Annotated in this window: 18 protein-coding genes and 1 pseudogene; 5 read left to right on the top strand and 14 right to left on the bottom strand. The window is 40.9% G+C overall.

Annotated features, from left to right (window positions below):
• Window positions 1-12: 12 nt before the first annotated feature.
• The 7 genes from E0E36_RS23750 to E0E36_RS23725 form a co-directional block, all read right to left on the bottom strand.
• Complete coding sequence (locus tag E0E36_RS23750; RefSeq protein ID WP_130858029.1) at window positions 13-2,499, bottom strand: heavy metal translocating P-type ATPase; 2,487 nt, start codon at window positions 2,497-2,499, stop codon at window positions 13-15.
• A 159-nt stretch (window positions 2,500-2,658) separates the two neighbouring features.
• A complete protein-coding gene (locus E0E36_RS23745) occupies window positions 2,659-3,861 on the bottom strand; it encodes an efflux RND transporter periplasmic adaptor subunit (RefSeq protein WP_130858028.1) in 1,203 nt (400 codons plus the stop codon).
• 7 nt (window positions 3,862-3,868) lie between these two features.
• Window positions 3,869-8,251, bottom strand: coding sequence for a CusA/CzcA family heavy metal efflux RND transporter (locus E0E36_RS23740; protein WP_130858027.1), 4,383 nt, complete (start codon window positions 8,249-8,251; stop codon window positions 3,869-3,871).
• A 252-nt stretch (window positions 8,252-8,503) separates the two neighbouring features.
• Complete coding sequence (locus E0E36_RS28440; RefSeq protein ID WP_013663539.1) at window positions 8,504-8,818, bottom strand: DUF6660 family protein; 315 nt, start codon at window positions 8,816-8,818, stop codon at window positions 8,504-8,506.
• 137 nt (window positions 8,819-8,955) lie between these two features.
• Complete coding sequence (locus tag E0E36_RS23735) at window positions 8,956-9,750, bottom strand: cation efflux transmembrane domain-containing protein (protein ID WP_130858026.1); 795 nt, start codon at window positions 9,748-9,750, stop codon at window positions 8,956-8,958.
• Window positions 9,751-9,752: 2 nt separating this feature from the next.
• Window positions 9,753-11,921, bottom strand: a complete 2,169-nt coding sequence (locus E0E36_RS23730) for a TonB-dependent receptor (protein WP_130858025.1) — start codon at window positions 11,919-11,921, stop codon at window positions 9,753-9,755.
• Between the two features lie 70 nt (window positions 11,922-11,991).
• Window positions 11,992-12,312 (bottom strand): DUF6660 family protein, encoded by a 321-nt coding sequence (locus E0E36_RS23725; RefSeq protein WP_130858024.1) that lies wholly within the window; start codon window positions 12,310-12,312, stop codon window positions 11,992-11,994.
• An 886-nt stretch (window positions 12,313-13,198) separates the two neighbouring features.
• Between E0E36_RS23725 and E0E36_RS28245 the strand changes: the two genes are divergently transcribed.
• A complete protein-coding gene (locus E0E36_RS28245) occupies window positions 13,199-13,324 on the top strand; it encodes a hypothetical protein (RefSeq protein WP_278045578.1) in 126 nt (41 codons plus the stop codon).
• A 26-nt stretch (window positions 13,325-13,350) separates the two neighbouring features.
• On the opposite strand, the pseudogene E0E36_RS28465 reads toward E0E36_RS28245, so the two are convergent.
• The 4 genes and pseudogenes from E0E36_RS28465 to E0E36_RS23705 form a co-directional block, all read right to left on the bottom strand.
• Window positions 13,351-13,416 (bottom strand): annotated as a pseudogene (locus tag E0E36_RS28465) (GDCCVxC domain-containing (seleno)protein); the annotation flags it as partial.
• A 61-nt stretch (window positions 13,417-13,477) separates the two neighbouring features.
• Window positions 13,478-14,086, bottom strand: a complete 609-nt coding sequence (merTP, locus tag E0E36_RS23715; protein ID WP_013663534.1) for a mercuric transport protein MerTP — start codon at window positions 14,084-14,086, stop codon at window positions 13,478-13,480.
• Window positions 14,083-14,463 carry an ArsR/SmtB family transcription factor gene (locus E0E36_RS23710; protein WP_013663533.1) on the bottom strand — a complete coding sequence of 127 codons (381 nt, stop codon included), beginning with the start codon at window positions 14,461-14,463 and terminating at the stop codon, window positions 14,083-14,085. The genes merTP and E0E36_RS23710 overlap by 4 nt, the downstream gene beginning before the upstream one ends.
• Before the next feature lie 680 nt (window positions 14,464-15,143).
• Window positions 15,144-16,949, bottom strand: coding sequence for a DUF4091 domain-containing protein (locus tag E0E36_RS23705; RefSeq protein ID WP_207303803.1), 1,806 nt, complete (start codon window positions 16,947-16,949; stop codon window positions 15,144-15,146).
• Window positions 16,950-17,120: 171 nt separating this feature from the next.
• Between E0E36_RS23705 and E0E36_RS23700 the strand changes: the two genes are divergently transcribed.
• Together E0E36_RS23700 and E0E36_RS23695 are read left to right on the top strand one after the other, a co-directional pair.
• Entirely contained in the window at window positions 17,121-17,381 is a 261-nt protein-coding gene (locus tag E0E36_RS23700; protein ID WP_130858022.1) for a hypothetical protein, read from the top strand.
• A gap of 1,082 nt (window positions 17,382-18,463) precedes the next feature.
• Window positions 18,464-18,925 carry a hypothetical protein gene (locus E0E36_RS23695; protein WP_130858021.1) on the top strand — a complete coding sequence of 154 codons (462 nt, stop codon included), beginning with the start codon at window positions 18,464-18,466 and terminating at the stop codon, window positions 18,923-18,925.
• 31 nt (window positions 18,926-18,956) lie between these two features.
• Here the strand turns inward: E0E36_RS23695 and E0E36_RS23690 are convergent, their stop codons facing one another.
• On the bottom strand, window positions 18,957-20,489 hold the full coding sequence (locus E0E36_RS23690; RefSeq protein WP_130858020.1) for a glycosyltransferase family 39 protein: 1,533 nt from the start codon (window positions 20,487-20,489) through the stop codon (window positions 18,957-18,959).
• Between the two features lie 272 nt (window positions 20,490-20,761).
• Between E0E36_RS23690 and E0E36_RS23685 the strand changes: the two genes are divergently transcribed.
• Together E0E36_RS23685 and E0E36_RS23680 are read left to right on the top strand one after the other, a co-directional pair.
• Window positions 20,762-21,184, top strand: a complete 423-nt coding sequence (locus E0E36_RS23685; RefSeq protein ID WP_130858019.1) for a nuclear transport factor 2 family protein — start codon at window positions 20,762-20,764, stop codon at window positions 21,182-21,184.
• Window positions 21,185-21,296: 112 nt separating this feature from the next.
• Window positions 21,297-21,911 (top strand): suppressor of fused domain protein, encoded by a 615-nt coding sequence (locus tag E0E36_RS23680; RefSeq protein WP_130858018.1) that lies wholly within the window; start codon window positions 21,297-21,299, stop codon window positions 21,909-21,911.
• A gap of 36 nt (window positions 21,912-21,947) precedes the next feature.
• On the opposite strand, the gene E0E36_RS23675 is transcribed toward E0E36_RS23680, so the two are convergent.
• Both E0E36_RS23675 and E0E36_RS23670 read right to left on the bottom strand, forming a co-directional pair.
• A complete protein-coding gene (locus tag E0E36_RS23675; protein ID WP_130858017.1) occupies window positions 21,948-22,241 on the bottom strand; it encodes a DNA-directed RNA polymerase subunit alpha C-terminal domain-containing protein in 294 nt (97 codons plus the stop codon).
• Between the two features lie 21 nt (window positions 22,242-22,262).
• Entirely contained in the window at window positions 22,263-22,676 is a 414-nt protein-coding gene (locus E0E36_RS23670) for a DUF6157 family protein (RefSeq protein WP_130858016.1), read from the bottom strand.
• Between the last annotated feature and the right edge of the window lie 40 nt (window positions 22,677-22,716).

The following is a 22,716-nucleotide window of genomic DNA, read 5'->3' as shown; positions in this document are numbered from 1 at the left end:
TTAGCTTGATTCTTATTCATTTTTGTATGCCAATAGCCTCAACGCGTTAAATACTACAACCAAGGTAGATCCTTCATGTGCTACTACGGCCGGACCGATGGAAGCTATCCCGAGAATAGTTAATGGAATCAGAACCGCGACGACACCGAGGCTGATCCATAAATTTTGTTTAATGATACCTTTTGCTTTACGGCTAAGCCCAATTGCAAAAGGAAGCAAATTGAGATTATCTCCCATTAAAGCAATATCGGCAGTTTCGAGCGCAACATCCGACCCCGCGGCTCCCATTGCGATACCAACAGTGCTATTGGCCATTGCAGGTGCATCATTAACCCCATCTCCTACCATCGCTACATTCTTTTCCTCCTGCCTAAGCTTTTTTATTGCATCAACCTTCTGTTCTGGAAGCAGACCTCCCCAAGCGTCAGACAGGCCAATCTCACCAGCTATAGCATCAGCCACTTTTTGATTATCCCCAGTTAACATGACCATACGACGGATGCCAATCGCTTCTAGACGGGACAAGGTCGCTTTTGCTTCCGGACGGGGTGTATCCATAACAGCAATCATCCCTATGTAATCGTCGTTCTTTCGTATTATCATGGTAGTATTACCTTGACCTTCCAGTTCCTGTACTTTTTTTACAAAGGGGTCCGCCGGTTTTTTTGCATCTAATGTTTCAAATAGGCTTAGGTTGCCAATGTATATTGTATCTCCTTCTAATTTCGCTTTTACTCCTTTACCGAGCACCGCTTCAAGACTCTCCGCGGAAGGGATGTTTGTATCATTGAGCCTTTTCATCCCGTCCTGTACAATTGCTTTTGCCAACGGATGGTCGCTTAATGCTTCTACTGCTATTGTAATCTTGAGCAGGGTTTCTTCATTGATACCTTCAGCGGGAAAAACCGCCGTAAGTTTTGGCTTACCTTCCGTTAATGTCCCTGTCTTGTCGAAAGCTAAAGCTGTTAATGTTCCCAAGTCTTCCAGTGGTTTTCCTCCTTTTATAAGCACACCACCTTTTGCCGCTCGCGCAACGCCGCTGAGTACCGCACTGGGCGTAGATATTGCAAGGGCGCACGGACTGGCAGCTACCAACACGGACATCGCTCTATAAAAACTGGCGCTAAACGTTTCGTCGGTTACAAGAAATGCAAAACACAGTGAAAACACTAAAATCAGGACAGCAGGTACAAAAAGTTTTTCGAAACGATCTGTAAATTGCTGCGTGGGCGACTTTTGTGTTTGCGCTTCATTAACCATTTTAATCATCCGGGAAATTGTTGAATCACTGGCTTCCCGACTTACCTTCACTTCCAGTGTACCGTTTCCGTTAATTGAACCTGAGAATACTTTGTACTTTGCGTCAAGTGTAGCGGCTTTATTTATATCTATCTCTTCCTTCTCAAATGCCAGCTTATCGACGGGAATACTTTCTCCGGTAATTGGTGCCTGGTTGACCCCGCTGGTTCCTTTAACTACAATACCATCTGCAGCAATTTTGGTATTGGGACGAATAACGATAATGTCGCCAATATTAAGTTGTTCGATGGGAACTTCTTCAATTTTATCAGCATGTTTTCTAAAGGCGGTTTTTGGTGCCAGATCGGTGAGTGCAGCTATTGATTTACGTGCCTTTTCTAACGCAAAGTGTTCGAGTGCGTGCCCTAAACTGAATAGAAATAATAAAAGAGCACCTTCTGTCCACTGTCCAAGTGCCCCAGCTCCGGCGGCGGCCACTAACATTAAAAAATCTATTTCAAATTCTCCTTTAGAAATAGCCTCATAGGCTTCTTTAGTAACATAATAGGCTCCGAAAATATAAGCTCCGAAAAGGAAGCAAAGAGAAACCCATGGAGCGAGACCTTCTAAAAAGGATAAACCAAAGCCTATCCCTAATAATGTCCCTGAGATAACGCTAAAAACGAGTTCAGCGTTTTTGCCGAATATACTCTCGTGAAGGTGATCATGCTCCTTTGACTTACCCTCTTCATTCTTTTTATCGACGTGTTTATCTATCCCATCGCTTTTCTGTCCGATAAGTTGTGCATGCTCATTAGAAATTATTTTAACTCCCATAGCTGTTATTGAGCGTTCAACTTCCTTTTGATTGATTTTATGATGGTCGAATTCGATATACATTACCCCGGTTCCCGAAACGGATACCATCGTAAAACCTTCGATTCGCTTCAATTTGCTTTCAATGAGCCGTGCATGTCTTACATGTCGAACACCGTCTGTGCGTATCAATAAATGCCCAAATTTTTCGGTAAATGTGGCTCCCGCCTTTTTAGCTAAGCTTTGTATTCTATCGATGGAGATAACATCGGGGTCATAGTGGAAACATAATTGAGCTTTATTTTGCTCATTTTGAGGTTTGAGATGTATCTTTTCAATCCCATTTCTACCTTCCAGCAATTTTATTAAACGCTCAACGCAACGATCCCGTTCATCAGGGATTTCGGGAAGGAGTATGTCTAAGTTTATTTTTGTTTTTTTCATGGTCAGCTTTATTGGTTTTGGTACTTGATCCTTCTTTGCTACAATAAGGGATATAATTTAAATATATATAGTACAAAGTTTCAGTAACATTTGTTGCCTCTTTATCGCCGGAATCGTGAAGTGCAGGATAACGCATTATCCCGCCTTACTATACCTCTTCTATTCCTCCTCCTCACTGTTTTTCATTTTTGACAGCAGGTCATAAGCGCCGTTAACTACTATTTTGGTAGAGTCAATATTTTTCGGCAAAGTAACTTCTACATACCCCGCCTCTGATAGACCTGTCGTTACTTCGACCAGTTGGAAATCGTGCATCTTTTCAGCAGGAGCATTTTCAGATTTCACATTTCTTACATCCTTTTCAATAAATATATATTTTTTGCCTAAGTAATCTACCACTCCGTCTTCGGGAAGTGCATTTACCTCATTGTTACCCGTCTCAATAAAAGCCTTAATATAGGTGTTGGGTATCAGGCTCTCACTTTGGATGGTAGCTAAACAGTGTACCGTCACAGTTTTATCCGGATCAATTTCGCGCCCAACTAAAATGACCTTTGCTATTCTTTCCTCTGCCTCATTATTTAATGTAAATCGCACAGATTGGCCTTTTTTTACTTTCGACACATCTTTTTCAAAAACCTTAAGTTCTACATGAAGGTTGGCGTTATTGACAATTTCGAACATTACGTCATTGGGCGCGACAAATCTGCCTACATTAGTATTTACCTTAGTAACGTAGCCGTTAATCGGCGCGTAAATATTCATCGTGCTCCTGATATTTTCCGCATTCAGTGTGGTAGCATTGATATTTATCAATTTTAAACGCTCTTTAAGGGCGCTGGTCCTCGATAGCATTGTCAGATATTGCGATTTTGCCTGTTGCACGGTTTTTTGCGCATTGACGTTTTGCTTGAACAATTCCAACTGTCTTTTGTATTCGGCATCGGCGAGCTCCAATTGGCTGTTACTTTCCAGGTAGTCCTGCTGCAGCTGGACATAGTCCTGATTTTCAAGAACGGCAATAACCTGGCCTCTGCGAACTGAAGCACCCTGCAACAATGAAGTAGATTTAACGATACCTCCAAACTGGGTTGTAATGCTATAAAGGTTTTCGGGCGGGACGTCTACAAATCCGTTTACTTTCAAAACACCGCTAAGTGATTTCTTTTCGATGGTTCCGATCTTTATCTGTGAGCCTTTATATTGAGCAGGAGAAAGTTCGACAATATTGGAATTTTCTTCTTCGGCAACTGTTGTTTCCGGCTCCTGTGTTTCCGTGGTTTTGGTTCCACACGAAGAGAACAGCAGAAGAATAAGTACTGTTGCTGCAAGTATTTGTTTGATATTCATGTTCTTTTTCATTGCTGGATTATTGATTTAAGCCAATAAGGTATTGTACTGTATATACGGACTGATTGTATTGATTAAGTGCCTGTAAGTATGCAAAACGAATGTCGGAATAAGTCCGAAGAGCTACAGAAAACTCAAGATAACCGATTTCGCCATTTTGAAATGCAACTTGTGCCTGCCGCAAAATCAGATTTGCGTTCGGCAGTGCACTGTTCTGATAATAGTCAATGCTCTTCGAATTTTTCAATAAATCTTGGTTCGCCTGTTGAAATTGCGATTTCAGATTTGTCTGAGCTAAGTCGTATTGTGATTCCGCTATTTCTTTCTGAATCTTTGCCGTCTTAATGCGGTTAGCAAAAGGTTTATAGAAGATTGGCAATGCTACACCTACCTGTACTCCCTGAAATCGCTTTCCCGCATCGAACACAACTTCTTGTCCGTTCACATTCTGTGAACCGATTATGGATTGGTTAAAGTAACCTAGTGTAAAGTCTGGGCCAGCTTTCGCTTTCTCTATACCAATGCTTTTATCTGCTATCTCTATCTGCTGTTTTTGCATAGAAAGCCACGGATTTTCACTAACACTGCCTGTATTACTTTGCCAATGTTCTTTTTTTAATTCGCTTTCTGAGATTTGGATGCTGTCTTGTGTATTAAGGAGCCTTTTCAGCTCGGCCATGTAGATCATAATATCTGCTCTATTTTTTTCGAGCTGATTGAGAACTTCATTCCGCTGGGTTTCAGCTGTTGTTTTTTCCAACAAGTTAGTTTCCCCTGTCTGGTAACGGAGGGATGATGCCTTGAGAAAATTATTAAATATAGAATCTTGGGTATGATAAAGCTTTTGAAGTGAAAGAAAATACGCAAGTTGTCCGTATGTGCTTTTGACTTGGTAGATTAATTCATTTTCGGTAACGTCGAGATTAAGCTCACTACTTTTAAGCTGGGCATCGTAGAGTTTGCGCTGCTTACTAAATAAGAAAGGATTCACAATACTTTGACTGACGGAGATATTATTATCTCGTTTAATTGTATTCATTTGACCATATTGAAGGTCAAAATTTGTTTTCCCAATATCAATTGAGGTCACGCGCAATGCTCTTTGTTGATCGATTTGCAATTCTGCTGAATTCACCATTTGGTTATTTTTAAGTGCTATCTCAATTGCCTCTGCCAATGTTATCCGTTGGGAAATTGAAGATGGTTCCTGTGCTTTAGAATTATAAGGAAACATCCAGAACGCCAAAAAAGCAACCACCGCAGTTCCTTTTACTACATGCTTTTTTAGTTTGAAGGACTCAAAATAGGTATACAATACCGGCAAAACCAGCAGCGTTAGAATCGTTGATGTAATCAATCCGCCAATAACAACTGTTGCCAGCGGCTTTTGAACCTCCGCTCCGGCTGCTGTAGATAATGCCATGGGCATAAATCCTAAAGAAGCAACGGTCGCGGTCATCAGGACTGGACGGAGCCTAACCGCTGTCCCTTTTATTACAATTTCTCTTAAATCCTTTATTCCGGACTTTTTCAACCGATTGAATTCGGTTATTAATACAATTCCGTTTAACACGGCAACTCCAAAGAGCGCAATGAAGCCCACTCCGGCCGAAATACTGAACGGCATTCCTCGCAATAAAAGGGCAAATACTCCACCGATTGCAGCCATTGGAATGGCCGTAAAAATTAATATAGATTGTTTTATTGATCCAAAAGTGAAATACAATAATAAAAGTATCAGCAATAGTGCCACAGGCACAGCAATAGATAAACGCTGGCTGGCGGCTTGAAGATTTTCAAACTGCCCCCCGTAGGTAATGTAATAGCCGGTTGGCAATTTAATCTGACTGCCGATTTTCTGTTCAATTTCTTCTACGACACTTTCAATATCTCTTCCCCTAACGTTTAGGCCTACGATAATTCTGCGTTTCGTATCTTCCCGTTGTATTTGGTTCGGACCTACTTCAAAGTCTACCGACGCCACTTGCGACAACGGGACTTTTTCACCATCGGGAGTTGATATAAACAGGCTGCGAACGTTATCAATGTTCTGTCTGTATTCTTCATCTAAACGAACTACCATATCAAAACGCTTTTCCCCTTCATATACCAATCCTGCAGCCTGACCTGCAAAAGCGGCATTTATGGCCTGGTTCACGGCTTCAACATCTATCCCGAAACGGGCAAGCTGGTCGCGATCTACCTTGATAACAATCTGAGGGAGACCGCTTGCCTGTTCGATATATAGATCAGTAGCTCCTTGGACTGTTGCAACGATTTTGCCTATTTTTCGTGAGAGATCAGTTAGGTGATCCAGGTCATCACCGAAAATTTTAATTCCTATGTCCTGTCGCACACCTGATATAAGTTCATTGGAGCGTAACTGAATAGGCTGCGAAAAGCCAAAAGTTACGCCTGTGACCGGTTCTAGCGCCTCTGCCATTTTATCAGCTAACTCTTCCCGATCAACCGCACTTACCCAATCTTTTTTATCCTTTAAAATAATGGTTAGGTCAGTGGCTTCCATAGGCATTGGATCTGTCGGAATTTCTGCCGCGCCTATTTTTCCTACTACCTCTATCACTTCAGGAAATTTGTCGATGAGTATAGCAGAAGCTTGATTGACTTTATCTATCGTTTGGCTGAGAGAGCTTCCGGTAAGCAACCTTGTTTCTACCGCAAAATCGCCTTCTTCGAGCGTCGGGATAAATTCACCTCCCATACGGGTAAAGGCAAAAACACTGAGGCCTAACAAAACTGCTGCTGTAAGTACTACTATTACACGATTGCGAAGCGCTACACGGATCATCGGATCATAATACTTATGAAAAAAATCCATCATACGATCCGAAAAATTGCGCTTATGGCTAATCTTTTTGCTCAATATAAGTGCTGACATCATCGGTACATAGGTAAGAGAGAGAATGAAAGCACCTAAAATGGCAAAAGATACTGTTTGCGCCATGGGACCGAACATTTTTCCTTCTATACCTACAAGTGCAAGAATAGGGAGATACACGATTAGAATTATAATCTCACCGAATGCAGCCGCAGATCGTATTTTTGAAGCCGATTCATAGACCTCACCATCCATTTCTTTTTGCGAAAGTTTATTTGGATTCCTGCTTAAACCGAGATGATGCATGGTAGCTTCAACAATAATAACAGCCCCATCAACGATTAATCCGAAATCGATGGCTCCAAGGCTCATTAGGTTTCCACTGACGCCGAATACGTTCATCATCGAAATGGCAAAAAGCATTGAAAGAGGTATAACAGAAGCAACTACAATTCCGGCCCTGAGATTTCCCAGAAATAGCACAAGTACAAAAATGACTATTAATGCGCCTTCAATCAGGTTTTTTGCAACGGTCCCGATCGCCCGGTCAACAAGCGCACTGCGATCCAAAAAGGGCTCAATGGTAACGCCCTCGGGAAGTGTTTTGTTGATACGTGCTATCTTCTCTTTTACCTTACTTACGACTTCGTTTGCATTTGAGCCCTTAAGCATCATTACAATGCCTCCCACTGCTTCCCCTTGGCTCTTTTTCGTGGTTCTTGTCAATGCGCCATACCGAATAGCATTACCAAGTTTGACTTCGGCAATATCTCTTATCAGTACGGGTACTTGCTTTGGGCTTTTCCTTACGACAATTTTTTTAATATCATCAATACTTCCAACTAGCCCCTCACTTCTAATAAAGTAAGCATTGGGCTTTTTATCTATATATGCACCACCTGTATTTTGATTATTACGCTCCAAAGCACTAAAAACATCATTGATGCTTAGATTATAACTATTCAGCTTATCCGGATCAAGCGCAATTTCATATTGTTTTAACAAACCTCCAAAACTGTTTACTTCCGCGATACCCGGCGTTCCCAATAATTGTCTGCGTACAATCCAATCTTCGATCGTGCGTAATTCTCTTGCATCGTACCTCTCTTCATAACCGGGTTTTGCATGCACTACATATTGGTAGATTTCGCCGAGACCAGTTGAGATCGGAGCGATCTCGGGTTTACCTACATCCGAAGGAATATTGTTACCTGCTTCGGTTAATTTTTCGTTCACCTGTTGACGGGCCCAATAAATGTCAACATCGTCATGAAACACGATGGTCACTACTGAAAGGCCGAAACGGGAGATCGAACGTACCTGCTCTATTTCCGGAATAGTTGACATCGTTTGCTCTACTGGAAAAGTTATTAGCCGTTCCACTTCAGGTGTTGCAAGTGACGGACTTTGCGTTATCACCTGAACCTGGTTATTTGTGATATCAGGTGTCGCATCAATAGGTAGCTGCTTTAACGAATATAGCCCCCAGGCAATCAATCCCAAAGTCATCAAAGCAACAATCAGTTTATTCTCTATAGAGAACTTAATAATTTTATTAAGCATATCTTATTTGAAATGAATTAAAGCGTGTAGAATCATTCCAATAATCGCTAACAGCAAAATCACTGAAAGTAGAAATATACCAACTACCCTTAGGATCTTTATCCATTGAGGTTGCTTGTAGTTTTTTCCTGAACGACCTACGCTTTTTGCTGGTAATGACCTATTCTTTTTAGTCATAGCCTGAGCAATAATATTATTTGATTTTTGTAATTAAATGGACAGACCAGCGTCCATATACGCACAGAGACGTGCTTAAGAAATCACTTTAGGCGGTTGCCATACATTTATATGGACTTCCAGGCATTTTCCGGGAGTATGCCAATTATGAGATTCAAGAACAATAGGATCGGGACTGACAATAATGTAAGCCAATTGCTGTATTGAAGGTGTAGCACAACATGTACATTGACAGAAAGGTGTACAGCTATCTTTGTGATCCTGATTTTTCGATGAGGCAATAGAAAATTCTGTTCGTTTGTGAAGACTGGTAGTCGCAATTTTATCTGTACAGGGCATCATTACCTGAACCAGTACTATTAGTGCACATATATAAGATAACAGCTTCATTATTTGCAAATATATATATATTTATATTACGTAACTAACTTTCCAGTTTTTATATGATATTATAATGGCCTGAAAAGTTAGTTATTTTCAAAAAACAAGAGACGACTACGGCAAACTCCGCTTCATTTCTTAATACTTTACTTCGCTAAATTTAATATTCGAAACGCCCCTCTCAATACAATAGCAAAGACGATTGTACCAACGATCAGGTCCGGTAAACGGGACGCAGTAATGAAAACCAATATACCTGCCAGCATAACACCAATATTTATAATTACGTCATTGGAAGTAAATATTTGACTAGCTTTGATGTGTGCCTCGTTACTCTTAGTTCTGCGAAGGATTACAAGGGAAAACGCATTCCCAATCAAGGCCAATAGCGAAATAACTACCATCATTCCAAATTCAGGTGTTTCTCCAAACCCCATGAAACGTCTGACTACCTCCGAAAAACCTAAAACAGCAAGTATTATCTGAAAGTATCCACTGGCTTTTGCAATTTTCTTTTTTCGGAGGATTGTCCCACCAACGGCATATAAGCTGAGTCCATACACGAGTGCATCAGCTAACATATCCAAGCTATCGGCAACAAGCCCCATTGAATGGGAAATAAATCCTGTTATGATTTCGAGTACAAAGAAAAATGCATTGATAATCAGTACATATAAAAGTAGCTTACGTTCTTCGCGCTCAGAACTAGCTACCGAGGTGTTATCTGTTTCTTCAGTCGAAATGAAACGATCCCCTAAGCTCAGCTCTTTAATGGCCATGGCTATGCGATCGATATTTCCGGTATGTGTCACAATCAGTTTTCTCTCCGGAAGATTAAAATCGAGGTGAATAAGCTCTTCAACCCCGTCTAATTTCATGCGGACCATTTGCTCCTCTGTTGCACAGTCCATGTTTTTTATTTCAAAAGTTGATTTTTTCATGGCTATAATTTTATTTTTAAACCACCGTTAACAACGAACCCATCGAGTGGCGCATATATATCACGGAATATTGGCCTTGTAACTGTTCCAGTATAAATACTGTCAAATCTAGTTTGCCGGGTATCTGTAAAGTTCTCAAAATTGACAAAAAGAGAGAAGCGTTCCCATATCTTTTCAGCCATAAAGCCACAGGTCCAATAGGGTTTTCCTGTGGTGCAGTCACTGAGGGCCTGACGGCTATAATAATAGGCTTCCAGTCCAAGCTTCCATTTATCCTCGATCTCATACATGAGGACATTATTCAACCGGTGGCGAGCAGTCAATGGATTCTCTCGCTTTTGTGTTCCTTCACGGAGCCAGGCGTCGGTAAAGGTGTAACCTATGAACAGTTTGAAATCACCGTAGCCCAGCTTTACATTCGTCTCCCAGCCCTTTGTATCCACATAACCGTCTACATTTACCAGTTGCACCGTTCCTGAACCGGTAAATTCTGTAAGTAATGGATCATTGATACGGGTATAAAAAAAGAGCTGGTTTACGCTCAGGCTTATATTCTCGAAAAGTGTAGTCCTATAGTTGATATCATAGCTTGCACCATAGGACCGCTCCAGTTTATTCGCCTGCGGACTAATCGGCAATACCGAACGGAACTGGATTCGCTCTGTCTCTTCTGTGAATATGGTAGGCGTTTTATAACCCAGCCCTCCACCCAAACGGGAAGTCACCTGGGGAGAGACCGTAAAGAGCGCAGAGATCCGTGGCAAGAACACGAAACCGTAATCGATCACATAATCCCCGCGGATGCCCGTTTCCAATTGCAACCAATCCGTAGTCTTAAAGGTATTCTGAACAAAACCTCCGAATGTGTTTTGGTCATAGTCTCTTTTCTGAAAGCCATCTTTTGGGTATTCGCTGAAATTGTCCGTGTAGAGATTGATACCTGCTACCCAATCTGCTCTTTCGCCGTTGTTGTTGTAAGCGACCTCCGAATAGATTGACCATTGTTTCCCGTCAAACACATAATCGGGAATAGTTATGGTCCTGTTGAAGTTGTTGACCGAGTTCTTGATGGTCAGGCCACTGTTTTCTGTGAACCGGTGATCCAGGGCGAATTGAGTTGAGAAACGGCTGCTTTTGTTCTTTTCAAAATAGCTATGGACATTATCCCCTTTCCCTTTTATGTAAAGGATATCCCCGCCTGTACGGTCTTCGAATATGGTGTTTATCCCGAAGTTCATGGTTGTTTTCGGGTTGAAGTATACGAACAGCTTCGGGTTGAGTACGTACCTTTCCGTTTTGGGAATCGCGGTAAAACCGGTGCTGGAAGGATTGTAGGGCCTGCTGGAATTACGGGATGCAAATACCGTGAGACCTACCTTTTCAAACTTCTGTCCATAAAAACCGTTGATGTCCAGGCCCCCGGCAGAAGTACCGTTCAGCAGGAAGCGGAGTTCCCTTTCCTCCGTGGGTATGTTCGATACCAGGTTGACGAGGCCGGCAATGGCTCCGCCACCGTATAAAGTGGAAGAAGAACCTTTAATGATCTCCACCTGCTTCAGGTCCAACGGCGGCGTCTGCAACAGGCCGAGCCCTCCTGAGAAGCCGGCATATAAAGGGAAGCCGTCTTTGAGTATCTGTGTATAACGCCCATCAAGTCCCTGGATACGGATGCTGGAATTGGCAGAGGTGGCCGAAACCTGTTGCGTTTGGATACCTGTGCTTTCATTGAGCATCATACGAATATCTCCCGGCTTCATATTGCCCTTCTCTTCCAGTTCTTCCCCTCCGATAAATTCAACACGCGTGGGAATGTTCTGTATGGTACGGGTACTCCGGGTCGAAGAAATAACTACTTCCTCCAGGTCTTCGTCCGTTGCCTCAAGATAAACGATAACGGTATCCTCAGAGCCGGGAAAATACAGTGTATCCCGCTGTTCCTCATAACCTAATTTCCTGAATAGGAAAACATGCCTTCCCTCGGATAAACCAGTAAGGGAAACAGTGCCCTTCTCATCGGTCGTTCCACCTTTGGTTGTTCCAATCTGTAACACAGTAGCTCCTGTAAGCGGTTCTTTTGTCTCCGCATCTTTCAGTATAGTTGTTAATGTATGCTGGGCCACGCACAGGTTACCTGTACAAAGCCATAGTATCAAGCCTATAGCTTTATTCATTCTTAAATCTTTGTGTAAATATAAAATACGCAGCCTTCAGGGAAGCTACAACTGCAAAACGGCGAAAATATTATGCGGCTTTAGGAGGTTGCCAGATTGTTCGGGGAAGTTCCAGCAAAGGGTATTCCTGATAGGAGAAAGGTTGTTGGAGAATTGGTGACAGTTCTTTGATGACCGCCATTATGGCATTTGGCAGAACTGCCCCGCTACAGACTCCACATGCGAAAAAAGGTGAACAGGGACAGATCGATCTGTGGTCGCGCTCTTCAGCAGGCTTTTCCCTTTCGGCTAAGCTGTAAGTTTCATCAATACAGCAATTATCTTCCGCCCCACAGGGTACAGCGGATAAAACAAGTACATAGATGGAAAACAAATAAACCAGCCATTTCATATCCCAAAGATAAGGAAGTAAGTGAAATAATGCATAGTAGCTATTAACATAAAAGCGGACATAGAAAAAAATAATCTAAAATTCCGCATCTTTTTCTTCCATTCTCCGTCATCTTTCAAAAAATTAATAGTTATGAGTGAGAAAATGAAAATAACCATCTACGAAATGGGTGAATGCTGTTCTACCAGTTTGGTGAATTTGCCGGAATCGGAGTTTTTCTTGCTTTGAAAGTGAATCTCGGAAAAGACGGTTTAATAATTGTGAATTCGTTCGCTCATACAGAAACATAAAAAATTCCATATATAGATAAAATTTGGTATAATAGTGTATTATTAAAGTACGATTGATTTAATGCCATTTTTAAACAAAAAAATCGAACTTTAGGATAGGTTGTTTTATTTTGATGTAATTTGACCGTATCTGTTAAACGAATTAAATACAGGTGTTTATAGCGAATATTGGTCGTTCTGTCATCTCCCCCTTCAGGGTCACCGGGCAGAGTGAGGTAATCTCAGCGTGATGGGGTTTACTCGAGCTGGCCATACACAATAAAACGCAACGGTGCGAAGTAACCTTGGTATAAAGGAGGATTTGGACACCGAAATTCCACAAAAACTTAACCAGCAATTTTTGTCAATTATGTAAGCTGGTGGTACTGTTTTTATAGAAGGTGGCGGTACTCTTATCAACAGTTGTTTAAAAAAAATTTACAAATATTAGCATTTGTTTCAATATAAATTTGTGGCATACCAAGTAAGACTATTTTTGAAACCCGTAAGAAAGATCAAGCCGAATAACCGGTCGATTACCGGAAAATATTCCAGTGCAAAGAATAAGAAGAGTCAATTTATAGGTTTTAATTGCGACACTTTTTATAGCGGTTTTAATGAATTTACTATATGTTCTGGACAGAAAGTCCGGCACTTTTTTTGTTTTTATCTTAAAAGCGGCTTATGAGTTGGAACAACAGGATATATTCCCCTGTATCGGGGGGCATTTAACATCCCCGTAACTACAGAATACACAGCAGTCCCCTTGTAGGGGTTTTAAACGTTCGTGACAGTTTTCGCATTCGTAAAAGTACTGACAAGCCTCTGTGGGCATGGACTCTTCCTTTGTATATTGACATAAAGGACATGTGATGGTGGATTGAAGAATTATGCTTTTAGTTATCATCTGTCTTTATGTTTTTTACTTTATAACCGGTTTCATTCTCTATTGCGACTGACAACTGTGCTGGAGATATCAGTAATCTATCAAATTTCACAATGGATTCACCTTTGTCATAAGAAGTGCGAACTTCCTGCACACCTTTCTTTCCCTGCAAAGCCTTGTTGATATGGCCCTCACATGCGGCACAGCTCATTCCCTGTACCTGAAGCACCGCCATGCTAATGTTTTGACTATTGATTACAACCTCTTTTGTGGAGCCTTTCTGAAGAAATGAGGCATAATAGGGAAAGGTTGACAATAAAATGGAAATAGCGGTTATAATCCAAAGGAAAGTTTTTGATTGCCACATACCTCTCTTTTCTTTACAGCCACATTCGTCTTTCTGTTCGGGTTTATACGCACGGTAGAATGCAAAAACCAAAATCAGTGCTGTTGCACATAACAGATACGGCCTGATCGCAGTAATCCAACTGAACGCCGAAACTGCCCCCATTGTTCCTCCCACAATCGCCAGAAACGGAACTATGCAGCAAAGGGAAGATGTCAGGGCAAGAAAAACCCCGGACCCCATAAGCGCTTTATTGCTTCTTATCTTACTCATGCTGTTTCGGTTTTTAAATTGATCTGATTAATGGTCTTAAAGAACGGGCGTAATAGTTTGAGATGCTCCCCTCTTAGAGAATAGAAGATGGTCTGACCTGTTTTACGCGATTGGATGACGTTTCCATCTTTCATCTTCCGTAGATGTTGTGAGATAGCAGGTATACTCATGCCCAGAATATCGCTCAGGTCGCAGGGACATAGCTCTCTTTCATTTTCAAGCAGGTAAAGAATCTTCAATCTTACTTCATTGCCGGCCAGGGACAGGATACCTGACAGCTGTACAAATGACTTTTCATTTTCTGTAATTTTTTCACGGCAACTGTTTATCTGTTCCGGATTAGCATGCTCGCGTATACAAATGTTCTTTCTTTCCATGTCCTATATCTGAATTTCAAAGGTAATGGAATATTAGTATTTAAGCAAATTCTTAAATACATAAATTTAAACCACACCCATGCAATTATTCCTTTTGTAATCTTCGATGCGACGGTTGTCAACATCTATCATTAATTTTCATGGTGATACCTGCATTGTCAGGAAGAAAGGAAATCTCGTCAATTGAATAGATTATATGACTACGACTTAAGTGAAAGTTATTTTGACGATACTGCTTATTAGGATATCGATCTGTCCCATTTGTCATATAGAGTACCGCCACCTTCTATAAAAATAGTACCATCAGCTTTAATAATTCACAATTTTTCTTAAATCGTCCAAAAAACGGTTCGATATTCTTCCCCTAGGGTCTACCTCAGGGGAAAGATTCAAATTAAACGAATCTTTCCCTTTTTTTATTGCGTCTAATTCGTTGTTGATCAGTAAATAAGCAATAAGTCGAACAGGATGGTTAAAAGGGGGGCTGGAAAAAAATATCTTCCGGAAATAGGCTCGGACGGTTTGAGGGAAGAGCCTTGAGGTCCTTTCTTCGTTACAAGCACTCTTAAATTATAATATTTAAGGCGACAATGAAAATCCCCGACACTTCTGGGTATCGGGAATCTTCTTTAGTGAAGCTTTTCAGAAAGCCTCTTATTTGAACAAAAGTTGTTTTCCTCCTATTGTACCAATTGAACCGAAAGCTCATTAAGCAATCCTTTTGCATCGTTGAGATCTTGATTCCAAGTCTGGTTAGGTTTCGTAATCTTCAATTTCTGGATGGCCGTTTCCAACCGATCTAAGTTAGCTTGGTCTCCCTTATTTTCCAGTGCTCGTTTCACAACTTGAATCTTCGCATAGTCTTGAAGCCCCTCCAACAGTCGCTCGTAACGAATCGAGCTTCTAGCATTTGGGTAGACGATATAGGTATCGCCCGCCGGCCAGGTACGGAAACGGGAATCTAACAATGGATTTTCTACCCAAGAATTGAATGCCCATCGTAACATACCGTCAAAATTCGCTGCTTCTGCAAACCACGCCACGAGGACAGATTCCGCTGGGTCAGAAAATGTAAACTGATTGGGAAACGCATTACCGCAATAGATATAAAACGTCGTGTTCAATCCCCGTGATTGACGGTCTTTTAGATCTTCTTCCGAAAATGGGTGTCCCATTGCAATACTAACATCGTCGCTATTCGGATAACGTCGATAAGTTCTTTGGTTATCAGCATAAGAAACACCTAATTCCGGTGACACTTTTTGTAATAAAGTCAAAGCACCGTCCACTTCTTCCCTCGTACGTTCATCAATGGCTATATTTGTTTTTTCCAACCACCCCTTCCCCCGAAGGTGTTCTACGAAATCTTCTAAGAACGGCGTCCATAATTGCTCAAATATAGGTGTACCCGGTTTAGCCTCGACATTTACCAATTCACCACTTGTTTCATCATTATAATGGATTTCATTATTCCAAGGGATGATGGAATAACAATTTATCATCTTGTTAACACCAAGATCCAGCATAAACTGCACCCATTTATCAAATACGCTGTAATCATACTTCCAGGAACCATCCTTTTGCTTTGTCCATATAATCATATCTGCATAAGGGTCAAATGTCTGCACATTCCAAGGATCTTTGTTAAGGGTCGCAGTGATCACTTTCTGCCCGACGTCTGCTAACATCTGCATCTGTGGTTTCAGCGCTTTGAAATGTTCCTCCGACCACATTTCGAGCCCTTCTACACGTGCTACTGCCGATGGATGTTGCCATTGATCTAAATGGTAAGTCCATTCCGATGGCTTAGGCAGGAGCTTATCTATAACATGTAAAGAGAGATTCAGTTCTTGCGTGGGTACTTCAGCAGCTTTCACTTGTACCTTTGCCGTATAGTAACCTGGTTTTGCGTCTTCCGGAATACGTAATGTTACCCAAACTGGCCGTACCTTCTTTGCTTCGAGATCGAAAGAGTTCAGATTATCTAACATATCGGGCGACAGAGACGAGGCGAAATCTTCCGGCTTACGATGACCACATCCCCCGGCGTACTCATCTGTCATCACATAACGAACAAAATGGGTAGACGCTATATCCGATGGCAAATCGCTGCCGCTTTCTGCACGAAAACCTGATACGTCCACTTGCGCACCGGCAATTTCAGCATTTGTCCATAGTAATATTTGAGCAGAGACACGCTCTCCTCTCCACCCTGTCACAGACGCTTGCTTTTCGACGGCGAAGTCAGGAGCTATGGACTTCGGAAAACGTTTATCAATCGTCACAAAAGAAGCGTGTAATCCATTTTCTACTTTAGACCAATCAGACAATGTATCTGCCGTCGGGTCGGGTAATTCCTTAAAGTTGACCAAATCCAAAGGAGTTCTCCGCTCCTGTTCTTGTTGGTTTTGGCCGCATGCAGAAGTCACTCCAATGAGGATAGCACCACATAGCATACCTTTTAATTTTTGTGTTTTTAAGTTCATAATATGTCATTATTCATTGATGCCAACATGACTCCACCCAATACCGTTGACGGAGTTCTAAGAGATAACCTGACATAAACTTCGTCAAAAAGTCCAGCAGATGCAAATGTTGCTGAAAAACAATCGATTGCATAAAGTTACTCGCTTGTTTTTAAGGAGCTTTACAAGGTAATGAAAGAGAAGGGCGCATACCATATCATTCCACAGCGCTTACCTGCCGATAGGCTGGCGTCTCAGAATTATTCGGGCAAGATTGGATCGATTTCCGAAATTTTTACCGACATGCGTATTACCCCCTTCGGGAACCTGCATTCTCGAAAAACACTCAATAACTTACTGGGCACCGGTCGAACACAGGTCGAAGAGACCGGCTCGTTTACGAAAGAACACCTTCCAAATGAACACGTTTTTATTAGAACAGGACATTCCTAAATGTGATGTCTGGATAAAACCTTTTCGTCTCAGAAAAAGCTAGCCTCTCTCCTCTCCCTGTCCTCTCCCCTGCGAGCCAACTTGAGCGGCACTGAAGGTGCACTCGATTGGGAATTTCCCCATGGAGCTCGCAACGAGTACCCATTAAGTTCCGACCAATATTAATCGAACCACCGAAGCCATCTTCAAGAGAGGTATAAGCGCGGGGCTCGACGGCATGTGTCGATTTATTATCTATATTGGAGGCCTGCGTATTTAGGGCCTCTTTTTGATTTTTAAATATTTTCTTCTTTTGGGAAGAGTCTTTGGCCGACTGCCTACCTACTGGGCAAAGCCCTCCTTAAACGCCTATATCTAGTTTTGTATAAGAAAATGAGTGTAGAAAAGTATATTTGACTTTGACAGAAATCTCTGAAAAATGGACGATGCTTATTCATAATTGAGACATCATCCTAAATCAGTCCTTAACTTTATTTGTTGGGATAAAGGAACCGTAAAAACTCCGGGAACCATTCTTCAAATGCGCCTTTCAGAAGCTCATCGTTTTTCTTTCTAGGTTTTTTGCTATTTGGATAAATATTTTTTGACACAAGGCAAATACAAGAGTTTCAGAATTTTATAATCTTTACAACCCAGCGATTGGATCATTATAAGCTGCAACGCATGAAGAAAATCTATTCTGTGCGTTCTAATAAAAATAAAGAAATGTGATAGGCGCCCTTGATAAACCCTTTACCGATGTTGCTATTCTTATAAATGAAGCTCGCCATAATTGCATATACTAAATATCCCCTGTTGCCTCGTGCAGTAGATTTAAAACCCAAACAAAAACACCTATCAAAACCATCGCGGATAAAAGGACAAAGGAAAGGATAGCGAATCCGGTCCAAAAGCAAATTGATAAGAAAATCGTCATCTTTTTAAAAAATTTCATTGCTGCGCATCAGCTAATGATAAGACAACATTAGAGCAGAAGACCCCTACCGGAAATCGATTTAACCTATGCACCGCTATTTTGAACATAGTTGTCGCGTTTTTTGAAGGGAAATCGTTGTATAGGCCTAACCTCATTAAAGCCTGTTATGAAACGAGGAATCATATTAATCTCTTTTTTCCTTTCAATTTTCGCTTGCGATAAAGAAGATAGGGAGGACAAAGAATGCATGCTACTTATGTATGTGCCATTACCTTCCCTTGAAGAAGTTTACGGGTGTACCGATACTCGCTATGCATTTCATATCGATCTAAAGGAAACACATGAATTAATCCGAACGAAGCATACTTATGATGAAAAGGTAACAGGGAGCTGTCATCCAGCCATCGATTTCGAGAAATATGACCTGTTAATAGGAAGAAAAGGACTAAAATCAGGCAATCATTCAATAACGTATGAGTTAAAAAAAAGCTGTACGGGAGAGGAACGATTAGTTGTCACCTTTCATCAGGATATAAGTGCCGTAGCGGCTACTGTCACTTATCATGTCTTATTGCCAAAGGCAGACAGCAATCGAACAATTGCAGTCGAAACAAAAATAGTATATTGATAGGCTGTCCATCAAGTAAACGACCCCATGATTAGTCCCTAATTTCATTTTCGTTAATTTCTCGCTTGATACGTTCGTTTATATCAATATGGGTATTCCTGAAAATGAAGACAGTCGTCCCATATTCACGCGCGTAGGGGTTGGTTACGGAATCAGCCACAAAGGTATCGGCAAAAAAGGGACTGGTTTCCTTTAACTCCTCCTTTACCTCTCTGTAATTTTTTACACGTATCAAATGAACATACTTTTTATCCAAATTTATCCAATGAAGATAATCGGCATTGAAGGAAACGGCAGTCACCTCCTTTGTCTTCTTGTAATAATTGATGGCACCTGCTTGTCCGTAATTATCGCAAAGCACCAGTGTATGCTCTCCTTTCGGAAGCCTTGAAAAAGCAAGATCAACCTTGTTTGCCAATTCCTTCCATCCCAGCATATCAGCAAAATCCTGCGGTAGAAGGTGATCTTTACCATCCTCCCACCTAAGCAAGCCTAAAGCACGATAGGTCGCCTGATGCGCCAAGATATAGGCCGGAGTCTTATTCGGGAATGCAGTATGGTACATCGGTATAAAAAACAAAAAAGGGAGCAAAACGCAGGCAAAGCGTAAATTATTAACCTTAGTGCTTCCTCTTTTTAATAACTCTCCCAGATAAGCGGATCCAAAAGCCAAATAGATAGGATATAAGCCAATAGCATAATATCCTTTAGCTTTTAAAGCAATAAACACCATTAAGGTGATACAAAAAGACCAAAAGAAGACCCGATACTTTTTAAAAGGAGCATAGAAGACCAATGCATAAAAGGCAGCAAAGAGAACAAACAAAGAACCTAAAAAATAAATGACCTGTTCCTTCAAAAAGCCTACTCTACTGACATTAATCAATTGTGTATCCGTTAATTCTTTTAAATGATGATATACGGGAAAGTGGTGCTTATATTGCCACCAAAGATTTGGCGCGATAAGCAGTAAGGTTAATAAAGTGGATATATAAAAGGATGGTTTAAGGAAAATACTTCGTTGCGGGGTCAAAAGCAACGCAGGAAAAAGTCCAACCAGCAGGAAAATTATATTGTATTTATTCAGAAAGCCTAAAGCGAAGATAAGTGCGCCCGCATAAAGCCATTTGCTATCCGCCGAATTGATATATTTCAAAAAGATGAAGTAAAAAGCCGTCCAGCAAAGCACATCCAATGAATTGGGTTGATAAAGAATATTCAAGCGTAAAAGAACAGAAAAAAGTATGGCCGTAGCAGCCAATATCAAAGAAAAAAGATTTCCCTTAAGCTCTTCGACTGCTTTCCAAACAAATATCAAGGTGAGGGCTCCAAACAGAGCCGGAAAAAATCGAATCCAAAATAGGGTGTTACCCAGAAAATAAATTATTTTTGATATGATAGAGGTGACCGGTGGAACAGATAAAAATCCCCATGCTAAGTGGTTTCCCTGATCGAGGTGCAAAAATTCGTCACGATGCAATTCGTACGTTGAATTTACCAAAGCATATTGCAATATAAACTTCAGTAAAACAAAGACAAGCAATATGCCATTTTTTTTATTCATCGATTGAGTTTAAGCGGATTAGAATTTATTACTCAAACTTAATCAATTTCCGGCATTAGTAATATTTCTCCAGTTGACTTTAATGAAATCCTTAACAAAAAATTAAAACTAAATTAATTAGTAATACTGCGTATTTTATTAGTATTTTTGCTCTGAAGCGATACGCAAATTACCCTTTATTTGTCGTGTTTTAGCGCATAGCTCCTTAAATACGATTATTTATTTTGTAAAGCGTTATTGGAAGGAAACGGGACCCTTTAATTGATACAGCCATGGATAAAATTGAAGCATTGAATATCGTGAAAAACATTTATACCGAAGCTGACCGGACCGGCAATATGCTGCCGATATTTAATAGTTTGGCAGAAGATGTAATCTTCCACTCCACCATTCCGGAAGGCACACCCATAAGCGGAATTTTCAAAGGCAAACAGAATGTCATTAATTTCTATAAGAATCTGCTGCCTTCAGTAGCTATTTTCCAAAAATTGACCCCTTCCGTTTTCGTTATGCGAGATGACAGGGTAATTGTCGTGGGAGAAAACATCTTCACGCTTGTCAAATCCGGTGAGACCTATCACAGGCCTTATGTCAATATTATTAGTTTGGTTGATCGCCTCATCACGTCGATTATCTTAATTCAAGATTTCTCGGGATTTAACAAGCTTTATCAGAAAGAGATAAAACGCTGTTAATTTTTATCGACCGGACGGACCCAAATAGCTTATTATAGATTTCTGGCGAGAAAGCGGTTTCTTCGTTTTGCTTTTTGTAGAAAATATTATTTCTTTACACTACGAAAAACACATGTCAGATTACCCTATACATAATCAAATGCTTCCCAGTCAAGATAACGTTCAGCTAGCGCATGCTGTAGCTGCAGCCATTGGCATTGATCCACAGGTTTATGCTTACTACGATGACAATAGAGAAAATAGTCTCCATATCCTAAACTGCATCGACCCAATGGATCCAAAAAGTAAGATTTACTGTACGATAGGCTTATCAGATTACCCCAATGAAATAGAAATGATCAAGGGCGTGTTAAAAAACATCCCAATTGAATTGATGATAGCAGGTAACGAAAGTAGCGATAAATGGGCAAATATATTATCGACGGCAGGCTTCTTCGTTACCAAGAACAAGTGGACTTGTCAACCCGGCACCGTGTTTAAGAACATGATTGATATGTACCATAAGGGCACCCATTTAAAACATTTGCTTTTTGTGGAGCCGGTGATGTGGCAAGAAAAGCTTGAGCAAATGAAACTCTCCAACAAAAAGGTTCATTTCTTATTGCTAATCCCCATTTCAGATGCCGAATGTAAATATCGGGAGAAACATGGTTTCGATGCGCTTGAAAGCATCTTTATGGAAAAAGAAATCGATATTACCAATCTCAATAGGCTATCCGTTTTATAATTATTTTACCGGGGATATGTTGGCAACAACGGCCTTCTATTTTCGAAAAGCCAGCCCTTTCTCTTCGAGCTTTTGTTTAAGTTTCGGGATCGATCCAGGTCCCATACCATGCAGGCTAAGAATTTCCTTTTCACTAAAGCTTGCCAATTTACGCAAGGTTGTAATGCCTTGGTTTTCCAAGGCCCTTCGGGCAGGTGCAGCAATTGCAGCAAGAAAATCTTCGGTTACCGCGCGTTGCTGTTCGCATAGGGGACATACGGGGCAATCGCTACTTTTATAATACTGATGTCCTTGGTCGCAGGTACGAAGTGTTTTGCTTTGTTTAACCATAATCTACTATTGATGAACAAACTACACTCTTTTCGAACGCATTGCTTTTACTATTTTTAATTGCTTATCCTTGCAGAAATAAGCATAGTCGTCCGAGTCGACACCATACAAAGTCACCTTTCCTTCTTCGTTACTATGAATGCCCCATCCATAGCGCTTTGCTAAAGGAGAAGATCGCAAGCAGGCCTGTCCCTTGGAAAAAAAATCCGCTCTCGCAGCAGTCAGATCGCCTTTTAAATCATTCTTCCAGACAAAACATTGAAACAAGATATCATCAGAGGTGTATTGATAAGGATGTTTCATAATCAGATCAAACTGCATGTTGGCAATCGTTTTGCCGGATTTTTTCTCCGGAGGAATTTCGCCCTTTTTTGCAGTACAATCATCCGCTACTTCAATGAATGTATTTTTGTAATTTGTGGTATGTGTTTTCATTTATTAATTACGATACCATTGCTTAGGAACGCCCAATATT

The sequence above is a fragment of the Olivibacter jilunii genome (assembly GCF_900607235.1).
In the GTDB taxonomy this organism is placed as follows: Bacteria; Bacteroidota; Bacteroidia; order Sphingobacteriales; family Sphingobacteriaceae; genus Olivibacter; species Olivibacter oleidegradans.
Note: the sequence above shows the minus strand (reverse complement) of the source record. Positions and strands in the feature narration are given on the sequence as shown.

Coding starts and splice junctions, on each gene's coding strand:
- E0E36_RS23730 (WP_130858025.1), bottom strand. CDS start 11,921: ATGAATAAAGCTATAGGCTTGATACTATGGCTTTGTACAGGTAACCTG.
- E0E36_RS23705 (WP_207303803.1), bottom strand. CDS start 16,949: ATGAACTTAAAAACACAAAAATTAAAAGGTATGCTATGTGGTGCTATC.
- E0E36_RS23670 (WP_130858016.1), bottom strand. CDS start 22,676: ATGAAAACACATACCACAAATTACAAAAATACATTCATTGAAGTAGCG.
- E0E36_RS23735 (WP_130858026.1), bottom strand. CDS start 9,750: ATGAAAAAATCAACTTTTGAAATAAAAAACATGGACTGTGCAACAGAG.
- E0E36_RS23740 (WP_130858027.1), bottom strand. CDS start 8,251: ATGCTTAATAAAATTATTAAGTTCTCTATAGAGAATAAACTGATTGTT.
- E0E36_RS23750 (WP_130858029.1), bottom strand. CDS start 2,499: ATGAAAAAAACAAAAATAAACTTAGACATACTCCTTCCCGAAATCCCT.
- merTP (WP_013663534.1), bottom strand. CDS start 14,086: ATGAGTAAGATAAGAAGCAATAAAGCGCTTATGGGGTCCGGGGTTTTT.
- E0E36_RS28245 (WP_278045578.1), top strand. CDS start 13,199: ATGAATTTACTATATGTTCTGGACAGAAAGTCCGGCACTTTTTTTGTT.
- E0E36_RS23675 (WP_130858017.1), bottom strand. CDS start 22,241: ATGGTTAAACAAAGCAAAACACTTCGTACCTGCGACCAAGGACATCAG.
- E0E36_RS23680 (WP_130858018.1), top strand. CDS start 21,297: ATGTCAGATTACCCTATACATAATCAAATGCTTCCCAGTCAAGATAAC.
- E0E36_RS23710 (WP_013663533.1), bottom strand. CDS start 14,463: ATGGAAAGAAAGAACATTTGTATACGCGAGCATGCTAATCCGGAACAG.
- E0E36_RS23685 (WP_130858019.1), top strand. CDS start 20,762: ATGGATAAAATTGAAGCATTGAATATCGTGAAAAACATTTATACCGAA.
- E0E36_RS23745 (WP_130858028.1), bottom strand. CDS start 3,861: ATGAAAAAGAACATGAATATCAAACAAATACTTGCAGCAACAGTACTT.
- E0E36_RS23690 (WP_130858020.1), bottom strand. CDS start 20,489: ATGAATAAAAAAAATGGCATATTGCTTGTCTTTGTTTTACTGAAGTTT.
- E0E36_RS23725 (WP_130858024.1), bottom strand. CDS start 12,312: ATGAAATGGCTGGTTTATTTGTTTTCCATCTATGTACTTGTTTTATCC.
- E0E36_RS23695 (WP_130858021.1), top strand. CDS start 18,464: ATGAAACGAGGAATCATATTAATCTCTTTTTTCCTTTCAATTTTCGCT.
- E0E36_RS23700 (WP_130858022.1), top strand. CDS start 17,121: ATGAAAGAGAAGGGCGCATACCATATCATTCCACAGCGCTTACCTGCC.
- E0E36_RS28440 (WP_013663539.1), bottom strand. CDS start 8,818: ATGAAGCTGTTATCTTATATATGTGCACTAATAGTACTGGTTCAGGTA.